The organism is Pseudomonas sp. FP597, assembly GCF_030687435.1.
GTDB classification, from domain to species: domain Bacteria; phylum Pseudomonadota; class Gammaproteobacteria; order Pseudomonadales; family Pseudomonadaceae; genus Aquipseudomonas; species Aquipseudomonas lactucae.
On sequence record NZ_CP117432.1, the window covers coordinates 2,507,028 to 2,523,043 of the forward strand.

Annotated in this window: 19 protein-coding genes; 9 read left to right on the plus strand and 10 right to left on the minus strand. The window is 56.3% G+C overall.

What is annotated here, in order from left to right:
* The first annotated feature begins 90 nt into the window (after nucleotides 1-90).
* The 6 genes from PSH66_RS11715 (at nucleotide 91) to PSH66_RS11740 (ending at nucleotide 3,972) form a co-directional block, all read left to right on the plus strand.
* Nucleotides 91-666 carry a TetR/AcrR family transcriptional regulator gene (locus PSH66_RS11715; protein WP_205519892.1) on the plus strand — a complete coding sequence of 192 codons (576 nt, stop codon included), beginning with the start codon at nucleotides 91-93 and terminating at the stop codon, nucleotides 664-666.
* 163 nt (nucleotides 667-829) lie between these two features.
* Complete coding sequence (locus PSH66_RS11720; RefSeq protein WP_078732553.1) at nucleotides 830-1,384, plus strand: OsmC family protein; 555 nt, start codon at nucleotides 830-832, stop codon at nucleotides 1,382-1,384.
* A gap of 91 nt (nucleotides 1,385-1,475) precedes the next feature.
* Nucleotides 1,476-2,249: an SDR family NAD(P)-dependent oxidoreductase gene (locus PSH66_RS11725; protein WP_205489341.1), complete on the plus strand. Its 774-nt coding sequence runs from the start codon at nucleotides 1,476-1,478 to the stop codon at nucleotides 2,247-2,249.
* Nucleotides 2,250-2,300: 51 nt separating this feature from the next.
* Nucleotides 2,301-2,891 carry a TetR/AcrR family transcriptional regulator gene (locus PSH66_RS11730; protein WP_078732555.1) on the plus strand — a complete coding sequence of 197 codons (591 nt, stop codon included), beginning with the start codon at nucleotides 2,301-2,303 and terminating at the stop codon, nucleotides 2,889-2,891.
* A 3-nt stretch (nucleotides 2,892-2,894) separates the two neighbouring features.
* Complete coding sequence (locus PSH66_RS11735; RefSeq protein ID WP_305429131.1) at nucleotides 2,895-3,593, plus strand: DsbA family oxidoreductase; 699 nt, start codon at nucleotides 2,895-2,897, stop codon at nucleotides 3,591-3,593.
* A 49-nt stretch (nucleotides 3,594-3,642) separates the two neighbouring features.
* Nucleotides 3,643-3,972, plus strand: a complete 330-nt coding sequence (locus tag PSH66_RS11740; RefSeq protein ID WP_205489340.1) for a co-chaperone YbbN — start codon at nucleotides 3,643-3,645, stop codon at nucleotides 3,970-3,972.
* 6 nt (nucleotides 3,973-3,978) lie between these two features.
* On the opposite strand, the gene kefC is transcribed toward PSH66_RS11740, so the two are convergent.
* The 8 genes from kefC to metC all read right to left on the minus strand — a co-directional run bounded on the left by kefC (nucleotide 3,979) and on the right by metC (nucleotide 11,918).
* Entirely contained in the window at nucleotides 3,979-5,808 is a 1,830-nt protein-coding gene (kefC, locus tag PSH66_RS11745) for a glutathione-regulated potassium-efflux system protein KefC (protein ID WP_205489339.1), read from the minus strand.
* 1 nt (nucleotide 5,809) lies between these two features.
* The gene (gene kefF / locus PSH66_RS11750; RefSeq protein WP_305429133.1) at nucleotides 5,810-6,331 is read right to left on the minus strand and encodes a glutathione-regulated potassium-efflux system oxidoreductase KefF; all 522 of its coding nucleotides are present in this window, start codon (nucleotides 6,329-6,331) and stop codon (nucleotides 5,810-5,812) included.
* Nucleotides 6,332-6,442: 111 nt separating this feature from the next.
* A complete protein-coding gene (locus PSH66_RS11755; protein ID WP_078732560.1) occupies nucleotides 6,443-6,661 on the minus strand; it encodes a 4-oxalocrotonate tautomerase family protein in 219 nt (72 codons plus the stop codon).
* Between the two features lie 28 nt (nucleotides 6,662-6,689).
* Nucleotides 6,690-7,796 carry an alkene reductase gene (locus PSH66_RS11760; protein ID WP_305429134.1) on the minus strand — a complete coding sequence of 369 codons (1,107 nt, stop codon included), beginning with the start codon at nucleotides 7,794-7,796 and terminating at the stop codon, nucleotides 6,690-6,692.
* 35 nt (nucleotides 7,797-7,831) lie between these two features.
* A complete protein-coding gene (locus tag PSH66_RS11765) occupies nucleotides 7,832-8,164 on the minus strand; it encodes a carboxymuconolactone decarboxylase family protein (RefSeq protein WP_078732562.1) in 333 nt (110 codons plus the stop codon).
* A 184-nt stretch (nucleotides 8,165-8,348) separates the two neighbouring features.
* Nucleotides 8,349-9,224, minus strand: coding sequence for a DMT family transporter (locus PSH66_RS11770; protein ID WP_370694832.1), 876 nt, complete (start codon nucleotides 9,222-9,224; stop codon nucleotides 8,349-8,351).
* Nucleotides 9,225-9,229: 5 nt separating this feature from the next.
* The gene (gene gorA, locus PSH66_RS11775; protein ID WP_205489336.1) at nucleotides 9,230-10,588 is read right to left on the minus strand and encodes a glutathione-disulfide reductase; all 1,359 of its coding nucleotides are present in this window, start codon (nucleotides 10,586-10,588) and stop codon (nucleotides 9,230-9,232) included.
* A 160-nt stretch (nucleotides 10,589-10,748) separates the two neighbouring features.
* Entirely contained in the window at nucleotides 10,749-11,918 is a 1,170-nt protein-coding gene (gene metC / locus PSH66_RS11780) for a cystathionine beta-lyase (RefSeq protein WP_205489335.1), read from the minus strand.
* 363 nt (nucleotides 11,919-12,281) lie between these two features.
* Here metC and PSH66_RS11785 point away from each other — a divergent pair, with 363 nt between their 5' ends.
* Together PSH66_RS11785 and PSH66_RS11790 are read left to right on the plus strand one after the other, a co-directional pair.
* The gene (locus tag PSH66_RS11785) at nucleotides 12,282-13,751 is read left to right on the plus strand and encodes an amino acid permease (protein WP_205489334.1); all 1,470 of its coding nucleotides are present in this window, start codon (nucleotides 12,282-12,284) and stop codon (nucleotides 13,749-13,751) included.
* Nucleotides 13,752-13,843: 92 nt separating this feature from the next.
* A complete protein-coding gene (locus PSH66_RS11790; RefSeq protein WP_205489333.1) occupies nucleotides 13,844-14,422 on the plus strand; it encodes a TetR/AcrR family transcriptional regulator in 579 nt (192 codons plus the stop codon).
* Between the two features lie 24 nt (nucleotides 14,423-14,446).
* Here PSH66_RS11790 and gspJ read toward each other — a convergent pair whose 3' ends face one another.
* Together gspJ and gspH are read right to left on the minus strand one after the other, a co-directional pair.
* Nucleotides 14,447-15,052, minus strand: coding sequence for a type II secretion system minor pseudopilin GspJ (gene gspJ, locus PSH66_RS11795; RefSeq protein ID WP_205489332.1), 606 nt, complete (start codon nucleotides 15,050-15,052; stop codon nucleotides 14,447-14,449).
* Nucleotides 15,049-15,510, minus strand: a complete 462-nt coding sequence (gene gspH / locus PSH66_RS11800; RefSeq protein WP_205489331.1) for a type II secretion system minor pseudopilin GspH — start codon at nucleotides 15,508-15,510, stop codon at nucleotides 15,049-15,051. Before gspH ends, gspJ begins: the two co-directional genes overlap by 4 nt.
* 68 nt (nucleotides 15,511-15,578) lie before the next feature.
* On the opposite strand from gspH, the gene PSH66_RS11805 reads away from it, so the two are divergent.
* Complete coding sequence (locus tag PSH66_RS11805; protein ID WP_124423160.1) at nucleotides 15,579-16,010, plus strand: type II secretion system protein N; 432 nt, start codon at nucleotides 15,579-15,581, stop codon at nucleotides 16,008-16,010.
* The last annotated feature ends 6 nt before the right edge of the window (nucleotides 16,011-16,016 follow it).

The following is a 16,016-nucleotide window of genomic DNA, read 5'->3' on the forward strand; positions in this document are numbered from 1 at the left end:
GCATCGGGCGTTCCGCTTCCGGACTGTGCACTGTCAACTGCGGTGTGGCTGTTTTATGATGGCCGACTGATAAAACCTGGATGCGGCATCATGAGTACACGTTCCGACCTTCTAAGCAGCGCTGAAATTCTGTTGCGTACCAAGGGCTACGCAGCCTTCAGCTACGCTGACCTTGCCGCTGAAATAGGTATCAAGAAGGCAAGTATTCATCACCACTTCCCAACCAAGGAAGGCCTTGCGATTGCTATCGTCGAGAGCTACCTGTTCCGGTTCAAGAAACAGTTGGAGCAGGTCAATGACGAGAACACGGATGTCGTCGCGCGCCTGAACGCGTTTGTCCTGATGTTTGCACAGAGCAGTCAAAACGGCTTGTTGCCGCTGTGCGGCGCGCTGGCTGCCGAGTTAATGGCACTGCCGGAGAGCCTGCAGGAGCTGACGCGGCACTTTTTCGAGATACATCTTGAGTGGCTTCAGACCAATATCGCGCTGGGGCAGTCGAACGGGGAGCTCAAGGCGCAGTTGGACGTCAACAAGGTCGCCAGGCTGATCCTGAACACGCTGGAAGGCGGCAGCTTTGTGGCGTGGGCGATGAGCGATCAGTACGAGCAGTCGTCCGGATTTGACTTTATTCTGGAGGCGATGCGCACACTGCCTAAACCCCACTGACAAATTAATGCGTTGAAAAACCTCGACTATTCGAGGTTTTTTTTGGTTTGAAAATCAGCAAGGACAGGGCTGAAAGTTAAATTGCTTGATTGATTACCTACTAGTTGGTAGGCTTGTTCCATTCCGAGCCGAACGCCCGGTCCATCCGAAGAGGAATGTACACATGAGCACTAACCTGAACGGTATCGATGTTGCCGCACTCCAGCAGTTTGCCCAAGGCGTTGCCGAGGATGCGACCAAGCGTCATGCCAGTTTTAATGTCAAAACCCAATGGAAGGGGCAGACGCGTTCCGTCGCGAAGGTCAATCGCTACAGCCTGGCTGGCGAAACCTATTCGCGGGACTTCGAAATTGCCGCCGACGAGCCAAACGAACTGTTGGGTCAGAACAGCGCGCCCAACCCGCAAGAGCTGCTGATGGCTGCGCTGAACGCGTGCATGTCGGTCGGTTATGCCGCCAATGCCGCGATGATGGGCATCAAGATCCACAGCCTGGAAATTGAAACCGACGGCACCCTCGACCTGCGTGGTTTCCTCGGTATCGACGAAAGCGTCAACCCTGGCTACGACGAAGTCAGCGTAGTGGTTCGCCTGCACACCGATGCCTCCCGTGAGCGTGTTGAAGAGCTGCATAAGGTCGTGCTGAAAACCTCCGTGAACTACGCCAACTTCTCGAAAGCCATTCGTATGGTACCGACGCTGGAAGTGCGTGAAGGCTGATTCACCTGTTTCGAACCAAAAACACTTGGCGTGCACCGGCAGACGATTGCCCTGGTGCAGCATTGACTAACTTTGAAATCCGGAGTCTGTAATGAACGATTATTTTAAAGGCAAAAAATTGTTGGTCGTCGGCGGCACCAGCGGCATGGGCCTGGAAACGGCCCGCATGGTGCTGAAGGCGGGCGGCAGTGTCGTGCTCACCGGCAGCAAGCAAGACAAGGCCGATGCGGTGCGTAACGAACTGAGCCCACTGGGTAACGTGTCGGTGATCGTGGCTAACCTGATGACCGAAGAGGGCATGCACAGCGTTCTCGAGGACATCAATTCCAACCACAGCGATATCAGTCTGATGGTCAACTCAGCAGGGATCTTTGTTCCCAAGCCGTTCACCGAGCATGATGCGGCCGAGTATGACATGTACATGTCCCTCAACCGTTCGACGTTTTTCATCACCCAGGCCGTGGTCAAGAACATGCTCGCCGCCAAGCGTGAAGGTTCGATTGTCAATGTCGGTTCCATCGGCGCTCAGGCTGCGCTGGCCGGCTCGCCGGCCTCTGCCTACTCCATGGCCAAGGCCGGTTTGCATGCGCTGACACGTAACTTGGCGATTGAATTGGCGCATTCGGGTATTCGTGTCAATGCGGTTTCCCCTGGCATCGTACACACCTCGATTTACGAAGGCTTCATGGACAAGGACGCGATCCCGGAAGCAATGAAATCGCTTAACGCCTTCCACCCGCTGGGACGCGTCGGCGTGCCGGAAGACGTGGCCAACACGATCCTGTTCCTGCTGTCGGACAAAACCTCTTGGGTGACCGGTGCCATCTGGGACGTGGACGCCGGTGTCATGGCCGTGCGCGCCTGAATACCCCTTAGCCGATGATCAAGGGCTGAACGCTGGCCGCTGGAGGCTCGAATGTCTGTGACGACAAAAGCCGCGCTGTTGAATGCCGCGCAGATACACATGCGTTCCAAAGGCTATTCAGCGTTCAGCTATGCCGATCTTGCGGCGCAGATCGGCATCCGCAAGGCCAGTATTCACCATCACTTTCCCACCAAGGAGTGCCTGGGGGCAGAGCTGATCAAGGACTACATCCAGCGCTTTGAAGAGACGCTGGTCGCGATTGAGGCCATGCATGCCGATCCGCTGTTGCGACTGCGTGGTTTTTCTCAGCTTTTCGTGATCAGCGCCAACGAGGGGCTTTTGCCGCTGTGCGGCGCATTGGCCGCGGAAATGGCGGTATTGCCGCTGTCTCTGCAGGGGCTCACTCGGTGCTTCTTCGAGTCTCAACTCCATTGGCTGCAAGGCACGCTCAGTGATGCCGCCCGCCAGCATCACTGGGTGCTGGATAAACCTCTGGAGGTCTACGCCGCTATGTTGCTGGGAGCGCTTGAGGGCGCCAGCCTCATTAATTGGGCATTGAGCGGATCAAACGATCCCTTGTCGGGTTTCAACCATTTACTTGAAACACTTGCAACGCGGTCTTCACTTATTTGTGCAGGATGACTTATGCAAACCCCTACGAAAAAGTACGTCGTCGATATCTGGTCCGACTTCGTTTGCCCCTGGTGCTGGATTGCCAAGCGCCGTTTTGAAAAAGCGCTGGAGCAGTTCTCCGACAAGGACAGTGTTCAAGTCAATGTCAGAGCTTATCGTCTAGCCGCCAATCAGGCCCCGGAGCCCATGGTCGCGGCGCTCAAGCGCAAGCTCGGCAATCCTCATTCCGCCGATGCGATGATGGATACCGTCACCAAATACGGACGGTCCGACGGGTTGGAATATCGTTTTGGCACCATGTTGTTCGGCGATACCGCTGACGCCCACATTCTGGTCAAGTCGGTACAGGACCCCGTGGTGAAAAAGCGGCTCGTAGAGAAGCTGTATGAACAGAGCACTACGTACGGCAAGTCATTGTTCGATCGCACCAGCCTGGCGGCCATTGCCAAAGCGGCGGGTGTATCGGATGAGTCAATCGAACAAGCGTGGTCGTCGCCTGAACTGCGCGTAGAGATGGAAGAGGACGAACATTTCGCCGCGCAATTGGGCTCTGGCGTGCCGTTGTTTGTCTTTAATAGCGCGTTCTCTGTCGCCGGCGCTCAGCCTGAGGCGGCGTTCCTTGAGGCGCTGAACAAGATGCAGGAGAAGGCACGGGTCGATGAGGGCGCGTTTATTGGCCAGGTCTGCGGCATCGACGGCTGCAAAATTTGACTGGCAACGTGGCGCGGCCTCACAAGAGGTAGCGCTCAATGAGGTGCTGATGAACCGTATCGTTGAATTGAGTGCCCCACAGTTCGCTCGCTTTGTTGCCAAAGGCAGCAGTGTTGTGTTGTTTTCGGCGTCTTGGTGCAAGCCGTGCCAGGAGATGAAGTCTGTATTCCATGCGCTGGAAGACAAGCTCCACGCCCTGGCTGCCTTTGGGAAAGTCGACGTCGCCGTCTCGCCCACCATCGCGCAGATGTATGGCATTCGCGCCGTACCGTCCCTGGCGGTGTTTCACCAGGGACGGTTGCTGCGCGTCATGCCTGGCTCACGTTCAGTCGCCGCCCTGAAGAAAGCCGTACTGGCGGAGCTGGAAGAGGCTCGCTGATCGAGTCTAGTCCGCCTGGTGTGCTCGCGTTGCCGATTGGGGCTTGCCAGGCCCGTTATCGATAGGATGGGCGCGGTCCTCATTGAAGATGTCCGTCAGCATCGCATTGGCGCGTTTATAAGCATCATATTGGTACTCGGTGTCTTCTTGCGGTTGCGCGGCCATTTCCTCAAGCATCGCCAGATTCAGGCGGCGAAACCGATCCGCGCGCTCACGGGCTTCGTAACGCCCCACACCCAGTTGTTCCAGCGCTCTGCGTCCCAGCGCCAGCGCGCTCTCGAAGGTTTCCCGCTCGACCGCTCCGATACCCATCCGGCGCAACATAATTATGTGTCCCATGTCGCGGGCGCGCACCACCAGTTTCAAGGACGGGAAATGCTCCTGGGCCAACCGGGTCAGCGTCAGGTTGTCGTCCGTGTCGTCAATCGCGTTGATCAGCACCAAGGCCTGGTCGGCTCCAGCGGCATGCAATAAATCGAGGCGTGTTGCGTCCCCGTAAAACACCTTGACCCCAAATTTGCGTAACGTTTCAATGTGGTCGGGATCGTGATCGAGCACGACGACTTCAAACCCGCACGACATCAAGAGACGCCCCGCGACCTGGCCGAAGCGACCAAAACCCGCAATGATCACGCGAGGATTGTGCTGGTCGATGGTGTCCGCCGGCTGATCGTTGCCTTTGTTCGCCGATTCCAGGCGGTTGAGCACAATGATCAGCAGCGGTGTGACGCACATGGACAACGCCACCGCCAGGGTCAGGCTTTTGCCCCACGGGTCGACCAAGACGCCCGCCACGGTAGCCGCGCCGAAAACCACGAAGGCGAACTCACTGCCCTGGCCGAGAAACACGGCCTGCCAGGATCGTTGCTCTGCAGGGACATTCAGAAAGCGTCCCAGGAATTTAATCATCAGCAGTTTGATGACGATAAAACCAAGGGTCAGCGTAATCACGGTCAGCGGTGAATGGATCAGCGTGCCGAAGTCGATCGACATGCCGACGCCGATAAAGAACAGCCCGAGCAATAGCCCCTTGAAGGGTTCGATATCACTTTCCAGGGCATGCCGGTATTCTGAACTGGCCAGCAGCACGCCGGCCAGAAAGGCACCCATGGCCATGGACAGACCGGCCTCTTCCAATAGCAAGCCGAATCCGAATACCAGAAACAAAGCCACCGCACTGAAGATTTCACGCAACCCCGAGCGTGCGACGAAACGCAGCACTGGGCGGGAGACGTATTGCCCCAGGAGTACCACTGCCACAATCGCCCCGACGATCTTTGCGATGGACAGCAGCAGCTCGGCACCGGAAGGTGTGCCGCCATTGGCGGCCAGCAGCGGGATCATGGCCACCAGCGGAATCGCCGCGATGTCTTGAAACAGTAGTACGGCAAAGCTGCTGCGGCCCACTGCGGTGGGCGTCATGTTACGTTCGTTCATGGCCTGCATGGCGATCGCAGTGGACGACAGACTCAGCGTCAGCCCCACCAACAAAGCGGCGCTCCAGTTCAAGCCCAGGGCTGCGCAAAACAAGGCAATCGCCGCGCCACAGACCAGCATCTGCAAGGCGCCACCCCCAAAGACCATCCGACGCATCGCCCAGAGGCGCTTGGGGTCGAGCTCCAGACCAATGATAAATAGCATCAGCACCACGCCGATTTCAGCGAAGTGCAGGATGGATTGCACATCCGTGACCAGCTTCAGGCCCCAAGGGCCGATCAGGCAGCCGGCCAGCAGATAACCCAGCACCGGGCCCAGTCCCAATCGCACGGCGATAGGCACAATCAACGCAGCGGAGCCCAGGTAGATAAGCATTTCAATCAGGCTGTGAGTCTCCATATCAATCTTCCTTCCAAGAAGCCAGGCGGGCGCCGTATCGGCGTATTTGAGAGAGCAGGCCGTTTTGGTCGGCACCGTATGCGCCGTGTATTACCACCGGCGCCAACCAACGCATCTGGCAGTAGCTCGCGGTGGCATGCAGCGGCTGAGCCAGCACGGCAAAGCCTGGGTGATCACCGAGGTCGAAATGATCATGATCGCCGCCGGTGGTTACGGCCCAGAGCATGCTTTTGTCTTTTAGCCCGGTAGCGCCTTTGCCATAGGCCCAGCCTTGGGTGAGGACCTTGTCGATCCACAGCTTCAACAGTGGAGGGTAGCTGTACCAGTAAAGAGGGTGTTGCAGCACCAGCAGTTGTGCCTGTTCTACGGCCTTTTGTTCAGCCTCGACGTCAATATTGAAATCGGGGTACAGGTCGTACAGCGAGCGAATGGTGACATCCGAATTATTGGCGGCCAACTTGAGCATCAGTTGGTTAACCTTGGATTTATCGGGGTAGGGGTGGGCGAAAATAATCAGAATCATGGAGGTACACTCCGACAAATGTGCTGTTCCTTCAGAACGGAAAAACTCCCGGCCGCTGAGCATAGGGAGTGCTCAGCGGCCGGGAGTTGTGGAGTTTAAAACTAAAACCGCTTATTGACCGGCTTGCAGCTTCAAGACTTCCTGAGCCGTGATGGGGTTGCCGGCAATACCCCAATCTCCGCTCTTGACCTCTTCGAAGATGACCCAGGTGAGGGCGCGCATGTTTTCACCCTCCACCGAGACCATGGCGTCGGTCACTTTGCGAATGACCTCAGCTTTCTGTTCATCGGTAAAAACGCCTTCAATGCCTTTGATGGTAACGAGTGGCATGGTGTGCTCCTTGGGGTTGGAAGTGAGATCAAGCCTGGGTTTGCGCGTATTCCGGATAATCCGTGTAACCTTTGGCGCCGATGACGCCGTAGAATGTGGAGGGATCCGGTTTGGCCAGCGGCCAGCCGTTCTTCATACGTGCCACCAGGTCCGGGTTGGAAATGAAGGCAGTGCCGAAGGCGATCAGGTCGAGTTCGCCCTTTTCCAACTCCTGGTCGGCGAGGTCCTGGGTAAAGCCGCCGGCGCCGATGAGGGTGCCGCGATAAGTCTCGCGGAATGCTGCGCCGAAGCCTTCAGGTGTACCGGCAGCGGAAATGGTCGTCTGGTAGTTAAGGTGCACGTACGCCAGATCGCGTTCGTTCAACGCCGACCCCACGCTCATCCAGGCCTCGGCCTCGCCGTCAAAGGCCTCCATGTCGTAGATCCGACCGAAGGGTGAAACCCGTACACCGACTTTCTCTGCGCCGATTTCGGCGGCCAGTGCATCGACGGTCTCCAACAGTAGGCGCTGGCGATTGGCGATGGAGCCACCGTATTGGTCAGTGCGCGTGTTCAGTTTGCTACTCAGGAACTGATCGAACAGGAACGCATTGGCCGCCATCACCTCGACGCCATCGAAGCCTGCATCCATCGCCCTGCGTGCAGATGCGACAAAATCCTGGATAACGCGCTGGACTTCATCGGTTGTCAGGGCGCGCGGTGCACTTGGCAGCACCGGGCCTTCTTTGCCAGGTTCGACCCAGGCGTAAACCATGGTCGTGGTGGCGGGAACGGTGCCCGACGAAACGGGCGCCGCGTTGCCCGGTTGGAGCGACACATGTGACAGGCGGCCGACGTGCCACAGTTGGGCGAAAATCTTGCCACCTTCAGCGTGCACCGCATCCGTGACTTTGCGCCAGCCTGCGGTTTGCTCATCGGTGTAGAGGCCCGGGGTATACAGATAGCCACGGGCTTCTTCCGACACCGGCAAACCTTCGGTGATGATCAAGCCGGCCGAAGCACGCTGTGCGTAATAGAGCACGGTCAAATCGCCGGGAATGTTTTCCGGAGTGCGCGTGCGGGTCATCGGCGCCATCACCACGCGGTTGGCCAATGCCAGGCCGGCTAGATCGTAAGGAGCAAACAGCTTATTCATGAGTTATCTCGATGTCGTAAGAGGGGAGTGCAGGCTTATGACTTGTCGAACGCGTCCAGCACGTGCGTGCTGTAGACCAGTGCGGCACCGGCGTTCATGTTGATCGCCACGCCTAGTGCTTCAGCGACTTCTTCGCTGGTCACGCCGACTTTCTTGGCCTCGGCAGCATGGAAGGCTATGCAGCCATCGCAGCGGGTGGTCACTGCAACGGCAAGGGAAATCAACTCACGGGTCTTGGCATCCAGATGGTTGGTCTTGGTACCGGCACTACCGAGCGCTGCCATGCCCTTCATGGTTTCTGGGGTGAGTGCGTTGAGTTCCATCAAGCGAGTGTTGATGTCTTTGCGGGTTTGCTTCCAGTCTTGCATGGCGATTCTCACTGTGTGCGTGGGATTTAAACTGAAAACAAGGCTACCATCCAGTTGGTAGGCATACAATGTTGTTTTGTTAATACCTACTATCACTGAAATTTTTCGCGCAGATTGGCGACGGTTTGGCTTTGATGGGGGCAGCGATTGCTCTTTATCAGCGCGGCAGGCTTACCGTGAACCTCTAGGCACGCGCTGAGGGGCCGGCGCTGAGCACCAGTCCAATCCCGCTCAGTACGGCCAACGATGTCAGGATCAAGCGAGCGGTGAGCGGTTCATTCAAAATAAATACGCCGGCCAACGACGCTAGTATGGGGACGCTCAACTGCAGGGTTGCCGCTCGAAACGATGACAATGAGCGCAAGGCTGTATACCAAATGGCATAACCGACACCCGAGGCAAGGGTCCCAGAGGCAATCGCGCATAGCACGCCTTGGATATCGATCGATGCGTCGGCGATGAACACAATCGCCGCGCCCAGCATCATGGGCACGGCCCTCAGAAAATTGCCGGTTGTAGAGGCTAATGGGTCATGGGCGCGCTTGCCAATGAGCGAGTATGCCGCCCATGCGACACCAGACAGCAGCATGATCGCCGCACTGCCCGGTGCGGGTGCGCTTGCACCAGGCAATAACAATGCAATGAGCCCGCCAATTGCGAGGGCAAGTCCTGCAATCGCAACGCCCTGCATCCGCTCTCCACGCCAGTACCCGAAGCCCAGCATGGTGAGTTGGACTGCGCCAAACAGCAGTAGTGCGCCGGAGCCTGTCTCCAGGTGCAGGTAAGCGTATGAAAAGGCAAAGGCGTAGATAAACAGCGTAAAGCCTCCCAGCCATGTGCCGGCAGGGCGTTCAGTACGGTTTTTGATCACCATGATCAGCCAGAGCATCATCGCTCCGCTGAATAAGCGAATCAGCGTGAACGTTGCTGGATCAATTTCGGTGTAGCGAAGTGCAAGTCGGCAAAGAACCGAATTGGCAGCAAACGCCAGCATCGCCAGCCCGGTGAGCAGTACTACTTGGTGGGTTGTTGGATTAGTCGACACTTCGGAGGAAGGCATCACAGTTAACCCGCCACTGGTGTGCGCAGGGTGACGAACTCTTCCGCAGAGGTCGGATGCACGGCGATAGTCTCATCGAAGAGGCGTTTGGTCGCGCCTGCTTTTAATGCGATCGCCAAGCCTTGAATTATTTCACCCGCATCCGGCCCGACCATATGACAGCCCAATACCTTGTCGGTCTTGGCGTCCACTACCAGCTTCATCAAGGTGCGTTCCTGGCATTCTGTGAGCGATAGCTTCATGGGCCGGAAACGGCTTTCGAAGATCACCACATCGTGGCCGGTTTTGCGTGCGGCTTCCTCGGTGAGGCCCACGGTGCCAATGTTGGGTGCGCTGAACACCGCCGTCGGGATCAAGTTGTAATCCACCGGGTGATACTGCTCAGGCTTGAACAAACGTCTCGCCACGGCCATGCCTTCGGCCAGTGCCACCGGTGTCAGTTGCACACGGCCAATCACGTCGCCGAGCGCAAGAACGGATGGTTCGCGGGTCTGATAGTACTCATCGACCTTGATAAAACCTCGGTCATCCAACTCAACGCGGGTATTGTTCAGCCCCAGGTTGTCCAGCATCGGGCGGCGACCGGTGGCGTAGAACACACAATCGGCTTCCAGTACGCGACCGTCTTTGAGGGTGGCCTTGAGGCTACCGTCGGCCTGCTTGTCGATGCGCTCGATGTCGGCATTGAATTGCAGGTCCAGGCCGCGTTTGGTCAGCTCTTCCCGCAGGTGCTTGCGCACCGCACCGTCAAAGCCACGCAAGAACAGGTCACCGCGATACAGCAGCGAAGTCTTGGCGCCCAGGCCATGGAAAATACCGGCGAATTCGACCGCGATATAACCGCCACCCACCACCAGCACACGCTTGGGCAATGTCTTGAGAAAGAACGCCTGATTGGAGTTGATTGCATGCTCATGGCCTGGAATATCCGGAGCTTGCGGCCAGCCACCTGTGGCGATCAGGATGTGTTTGCTGGTAAAGCGTTCACCGTTTATCTCGACGGTATGGGGGCCGACGATTTTTGCATGCCCTTCGTGTAACGTGGCGCCGCTGTTGGACAATAGATTGCGATAAATATCGTTCAGGCGGGTGATTTCGCGATCCTTGTTGGCGATCAGAGTTGCCCAATCAAACCTCGCTTCACCCAAGCTCCAGCCGAAACCGGCTGACAGCTCAAATTCGTCTGCGAAATGCGCGCCGTACACCAGCAGTTTCTTCGGGACGCAGCCCACGTTTACGCAGGTACCGCCCAAATAGCGACTCTCGGCCACGGCTACTCTTGCACCAAATCCAGCGGCAAAACGCGCCGCTCGGACGCCACCGGAACCGGCACCGATTACGTAAAGGTCAAAATCGTAGGTCATTTCAATTTCCTTGGCAGGCCAGCAGCGCGAATTATCTGCTGTTCGATAGCGGTTAACGTAGGTGGAGGGAGGCCGTTAATCTTAAAACACACTCCCATCCGGTTGGTAGGCATTCGATTCGGCGTGTCATATTAACGAACTGCCCCCTCTGAAAACCGTATCACCCGAGCAAACGGTTGAACCTCTCGAACCCGCGCTCCAGATCCGCAATCAGGTCATCCGGATCTTCAAGACCAATATGAAGGCGGACTAGGTGCCCGTCGGCTGCCCAGGTCGTAGCACTCCTGACGGGTGTTGGGTCTGCAATCATCGCCAGGCTTTCAAAACCTCCCCATGAGTAACCAATCGAGAACAGCGATAAATTATCCAGGAGTGCATCCGCCGCCGCCTGCGGGGAAGGTTTAGTCAGGAACGAAAGCAGGCCTGAGGCCCCCTTGAAGTCTCTTTTCCACAAGTGATGCTGCGGATGAGAGGCCAGCGCTGGATAATAAACGGCCTCAACTTCGTCCCGGGTTTCCAGCCACTTAGCCACCAGGGTCGCGTTTTTGAAATGACGCTCTAGTCTCACTTCCAGCGTGCGCATGCCTCGCAGGGCCAGTGAGACGTCATCCGGGCTAGCAAACAATCCCGTGTTGAAGTGATATTTTTTGAGGCTGTCCCAGGCTCGCTCCGAGGCCGAGACAGTTCCCAGGATGGCGTCGGAATGACCGACGATGTACTTGGTTGCGGCCATGATCGAAAGGTCCACGCCAAGCTCCAGCGATGGAAAGTAAAGCGGGGTCCCCCATGTATTGTCCGCAATAACCAGAATGTCATGCTCGTGGGCAACCTTAGTGATTGCGCGAATGTCTGGTATTTCCAGGGTCAACGAGCCAGGAGACTCGGCGTAAATGGCTTTTGTATTCGGCTGGATAAAACCTGCGATGTCAGCACCGATGGCCGGGTCGTAAAACGTAACTTCAATACCCAGTCGGTTACCGACGTGTTCAACAAATGCTCTGATGGGTGAATAGACGTTGTCGGCAATCAGCAGGTGGTCGCCAGCACCTACCACACTGAGGATGGCGGTCGTACACGCTGAAAGCCCCGATGGGCAAAGTACCGTGCCTTGGGCGCCCTCCAGTTGCTGCAGAGCCTGGGTGAGTGCTTCAGTCGAAGGGTTATTCCAGCGGCCATATATGTATTTCTGGCGACCTTCGCGCATGGATTCACAGGTGGGGAATACCACTGTCGAACCGCGATAGACCGGGGTATTGACAAAGCCATGATGCTGCTCGGGCTCGATCGACGCATGAGCGAGCAGGGTTTTTACGCTTTTATATTTTTTCATGCGACCTTCCAAGAATGTCCTGAGGGGCTGACTGCGCGTCTCTGACGCTGTCTTGGATTAAGCTATCAAAATAATTAATTGTCTACCATCAGGATGGTGTTTTTTAAAAGTCTAGAAAAATCAATAAGGTGTTGGCTTTTATAAAATACTCGTTGAACGGCATTCATGTGGATGGTAGGTTTTTTAGTGTTTGAGGTGTCCGGTAAAAAAATAACAATGCGCCGGAGGCGCTTCAAAAAGGTGCATCGCGACGTATCAGCGATAAGTTATAAAGCACTGTGTGGGATTGCGCACTAGAAGTGGACGGGCATCTTAGATAACACGAAAAAAACACAAACTGCACATCAATAGCGTGGGTGGAATATGAAAAAGAATAATGCCCTGGCAGGACATGACGAATCAGTAACGCGATCGAACTGGCTCGATTCCCATGAGACCGGCTATGCGAAGCATCTAAAAAAACGCCACGTGCAGATGATGGCATTGGGCGGAGCAATAGGAACGGGATTGTTTCTAGGGGCCGGCGCGAGGTTGCAAATTGCGGGGCCGTCATTGGCCATTGTGTATTTGGTCTGTGGGGTGTTTGCTTTCTTTATCTTGCGGGCGTTGGGTGAGCTGGTGATGCACCGTCCGAGCAGCGGCAGTTTTGTGTCTTACACCCGGGAGTTTATGGGGGAGGGAGCTTCATTTGTTGCCGGTTGGATGTATTTTTTGGTGTGGGCGTTAACCGGCGTCGTGGACATAACAGCGATCGCGATCTACATGAAGTACTGGAGCGTCTTCTCGGATATCCCGCAGTGGGTATTTGCCCTGAGTGCGCTGGGTGTAGTCACCGTGATGAACATGGTCAGCGTTAAATGGTTCGGCGAAATGGAGTTCTGGTTCGCGGTCATAAAAGTGTGCGCCATCACTGTGTTTTTAGTGGTCGGATCGTTCTTTTTCGCTACCGGGCATGCGGTGGCCGGCAGTGTTCCGGGTCTGCATCTGATTTCAGATAACGGCGGGCTATTCCCACACGGGCTGCTGCCGGCCATTATCATCGTGCAGGGAGTGATCTTTGCTTACGCAAGCATAGAGTTGGTGGGCACGGCCGCTGGTGAGACGGCCGATGCCAAAAGCGTGATTCCCAAGGCCATCAATGGCGTGATCTGGAGGATAGGGCTATTTTACGTGGGCTCCGTGTTTTTGCTGGTGACGGTTTTACCTTGGACGGCCTATAGCGCGAATGTCAGCCCATTCGTAACTTTTTTCGAGGCGCTCGGGATTCCAGGAATTGGTTCGGTGATGAACATTGTCGTCATGACCGCCGCGCTCTCAAGTCTTAATTCCGGTTTGTACGCCACGGGGCGCGTTCTGCGGTCGCTTGCCATGGGTGGCTCTGCGCCAGCTTTATTTAAACGAATGAGTAAGCAGGGCGTTCCCTATATGGGAATATTGGTGACCATGGGCATTAATATCATTGGGGTTGTGTTGAATTTTCTGATTCCGGCTCAACTCTTCGAGTTGTTGCTGAATCTGGTTACCCTTGGGATTCTTTCGACATGGGCTTTTATCGTCTTGTCCCAGATCAGTTATCGGCGTGCGGTGAAACGGGGTGAGGCGGTAATGGTTTCATTTAAGATGCCAGGTGCTCCCATTACCGCGTGGCTCACCCTCTTATTTCTTGCCGTGGTATTGGTATTAGTCGGGTTAGACTATCCAAACGGCACTTACACGGTGCTTTCAATTCCACTGGTGGCGGCTGCGTTGGCCATGGGGTGGTGGAAGGCCGTTCGTTCAAAAACGCAAGATGCAGGCAAACTTGAGCCTCTTGCGAGTCGTATAGGCGTTTAGTGCGGTGACCAAGAGAGGTCGATTACCTCGTCCTCTCTTTATTGGAAATAGGCGACTTGCTTAACGATAGCTTTAAGAAACAGGTACGCTTCATGAGTACGCGATCCAAACTTTTAGTTACTGCCGAGTTATTGCTACGTACCAAAGGTTACGCCGCATTCAGTTATGCGGACCTAGCACACGAAGTGGGTGTAAAAAAGGCCAGCATTCATCATCACTTTCCTACCAAGGAAGGATTGAGTGTTGCACTGGTCGAAAGTTACCTATTCAGATTCGATAAAAGCTTGGCGCAGATCAACGAGGATCATGCTGATGTCACTGCACGCTTAAAGGCTTTTTCGGCCTTTTTTGCCGAGAGTGCAAAAACGGGAATGCTGCCTCTTTGTGGTGCGTTGGCTGCTGAATTAGCGGTGCTGCCAGATCGCCTTAAGGCGTTGACCAAAACGTTTTTTGAGATTCATCTCGCCTGGTTGGAAGACAACCTGTCGACTGGCCAGCGGGTCAATACTGTCAAAGCGGAAATCAACCCTAAAGAAATCGCCAGAGCCATTTTGAGTGTACTTGAAGGTAGTTGCTACATCGCATGGGCGCTCAAAGAGACTGTCGTTGATCAATCGGGGTTCGAACTTATTCTGAAATCGTCCACTGTTTCCTATGCTGGCATTGATTAAGCGTATCTCTGCGATCACTTCGATTTATTGAAGGGGCCCCACCACTTGCCGATAACGCTCTTCCCCTTGCGGCGTCTGGCGGGTCAGCTTGATCTCCAGGCCGAGAGGGTCGTTCTTGCGGTTGCCGGCGAGCTGACGCCAGCCTTTGCCGGCCTCCCAGAAGCGTACCTGCAGATCACTGACGCTGGACAATACCGCCACTGTTTTTTTGGGAGCAGGTAAGGGGTATCGGTCACTGGCCGCTGATGTGGCGCGATACAAGGTGTCACCGTCCAGCCACCAGCGCACGCGTTGCAAACCGATCTCTGGAGGTGCTGCGCTACGGATGATGTCCAGTTGAAAATCATGATTGTCGGAGCTGCGAACGCTGACTGCCGGGAGGTCGTCGGGCTGCTCATCCTCGGTCAGGCCTGGGGTGCGCAGTTCGATACTGGCGCGCAGGGCCAGGTCGCGTTCCAACTGGTTCAATGTGCGCAATAACGCCTGGGTCTGTTCCGTGCTGCTCTGCAGATGGCTGTCGGCCCGGCTCACGCTGTCGAGGCCGCGCCAGGCGATAAGGCTGACAATGGCCATCAGCATGATCGCCACCATGACCTCTATAAGCGTAAAACCGTGCTGGTCTGTTTTCATGGTTCGTTCGCCACGCGAACTTGCCCGGTCGCGGTGAGTTGAACTGTGAGGTGGTGCTGGCCATCCGAGAGCCGCAACTGGAGAGGGGAGGCGAACCATTCGGCATTCACTACCACTCGTTGCCTGGGGGTTACGCGCACGCTCATTGACGGAGTTTCCCAGGCCCGAGGACGCAGTTGCGGGTCGTTCACAAAGTGATCCCAGCCGTGGCCTGATTCGTTGCGACGACTGAAGCGGAACCCTTTATTGTCTGCCTGCCAGGTGATTGGGCGGCCGTCGGCACGGGCTTCGGCCTGGGCGACTTGCAGCCTCTGGGCCACTTGGTTGGCGTCCTTGCGCAGTAACTGCAACGGGTCGGGTTTGATACTCAGGCTGATGGCTGCACTGGCGATACCGATGATCACCAACACCACCATCAACTCGATCAGGGTGAAGCCCCGCTGGTTGTCTTTGTTCATGACACAACGCTCCTTCGTCGTGGATCTCTCCTGTAGACTGCCCGGCAGGACAACAGGGAGGTTTTGTCTTGGTCTCTAATTTTCGTTTAACGGTACCGCGGCTGTTGCAGACCGTCGCGTTGGCCACGGCGCTCGTGGGTGTGCTGGTCTGGTCTTCTGTCCTGCTGACGTCGGCCGAGTCCCAGGCGCCGCAGGTTGAGCCCCGCGTTTTGGCCGCTCGCCCCGATACAACGGCGCTGCAGTGGTTTTCCAACCAGCCGGCCGCGGTGGATATCAAGGTCTCTGGCGTGATGGCCGGTGCGCGGGGAGCGGTGGCGATCCTGAGCTTGAACGAGGGCCCGCCGCGCAGCTTTCTGGTGGGCGAATCGTTGGCCCAGGGCGTTCGCCTGGCGGCGATCGAGGCGGATGGCGTGGTCATTGAGCGCGGTTCGCAGAACACCCGCATCACCGTCAGCACGCTGCCGGACGCCGTGGTGCTGCCCCGATTGACCCAGCCCTGAGTACGC

Bases quoted from the DNA above. Each gene is read 5' to 3' on its own strand.
- PSH66_RS11740 (WP_205489340.1), top strand. From the start codon at position 3,643: ATGAACCGTATCGTTGAATTGAGTGCCCCACAGTTCGCTCGCTTTGTT.
- PSH66_RS11755 (WP_078732560.1), bottom strand. From the start codon at position 6,661: ATGCCACTCGTTACCATCAAAGGCATTGAAGGCGTTTTTACCGATGAA.
- PSH66_RS11730 (WP_078732555.1), top strand. From the start codon at position 2,301: ATGTCTGTGACGACAAAAGCCGCGCTGTTGAATGCCGCGCAGATACAC.
- gorA (WP_205489336.1), bottom strand. From the start codon at position 10,588: ATGACCTACGATTTTGACCTTTACGTAATCGGTGCCGGTTCCGGTGGC.
- gspH (WP_205489331.1), bottom strand. From the start codon at position 15,510: ATGAACAAAGACAACCAGCGGGGCTTCACCCTGATCGAGTTGATGGTG.
- PSH66_RS11785 (WP_205489334.1), top strand. From the start codon at position 12,282: ATGAAAAAGAATAATGCCCTGGCAGGACATGACGAATCAGTAACGCGA.
- PSH66_RS11715 (WP_205519892.1), top strand. From the start codon at position 91: ATGAGTACACGTTCCGACCTTCTAAGCAGCGCTGAAATTCTGTTGCGT.
- PSH66_RS11735 (WP_305429131.1), top strand. From the start codon at position 2,895: ATGCAAACCCCTACGAAAAAGTACGTCGTCGATATCTGGTCCGACTTC.
- PSH66_RS11720 (WP_078732553.1), top strand. From the start codon at position 830: ATGAGCACTAACCTGAACGGTATCGATGTTGCCGCACTCCAGCAGTTT.
- PSH66_RS11760 (WP_305429134.1), bottom strand. From the start codon at position 7,796: ATGAATAAGCTGTTTGCTCCTTACGATCTAGCCGGCCTGGCATTGGCC.
- gspJ (WP_205489332.1), bottom strand. From the start codon at position 15,052: ATGAAAACAGACCAGCACGGTTTTACGCTTATAGAGGTCATGGTGGCG.
- PSH66_RS11790 (WP_205489333.1), top strand. From the start codon at position 13,844: ATGAGTACGCGATCCAAACTTTTAGTTACTGCCGAGTTATTGCTACGT.
- PSH66_RS11725 (WP_205489341.1), top strand. From the start codon at position 1,476: ATGAACGATTATTTTAAAGGCAAAAAATTGTTGGTCGTCGGCGGCACC.
- metC (WP_205489335.1), bottom strand. From the start codon at position 11,918: ATGAAAAAATATAAAAGCGTAAAAACCCTGCTCGCTCATGCGTCGATC.
- PSH66_RS11770 (WP_370694832.1), bottom strand. From the start codon at position 9,224: ATGCCTTCCTCCGAAGTGTCGACTAATCCAACAACCCACCAAGTAGTA.
- kefC (WP_205489339.1), bottom strand. From the start codon at position 5,808: ATGGAGACTCACAGCCTGATTGAAATGCTTATCTACCTGGGCTCCGCT.
- PSH66_RS11765 (WP_078732562.1), bottom strand. From the start codon at position 8,164: ATGCAAGACTGGAAGCAAACCCGCAAAGACATCAACACTCGCTTGATG.
- kefF (WP_305429133.1), bottom strand. From the start codon at position 6,331: ATGATTCTGATTATTTTCGCCCACCCCTACCCCGATAAATCCAAGGTT.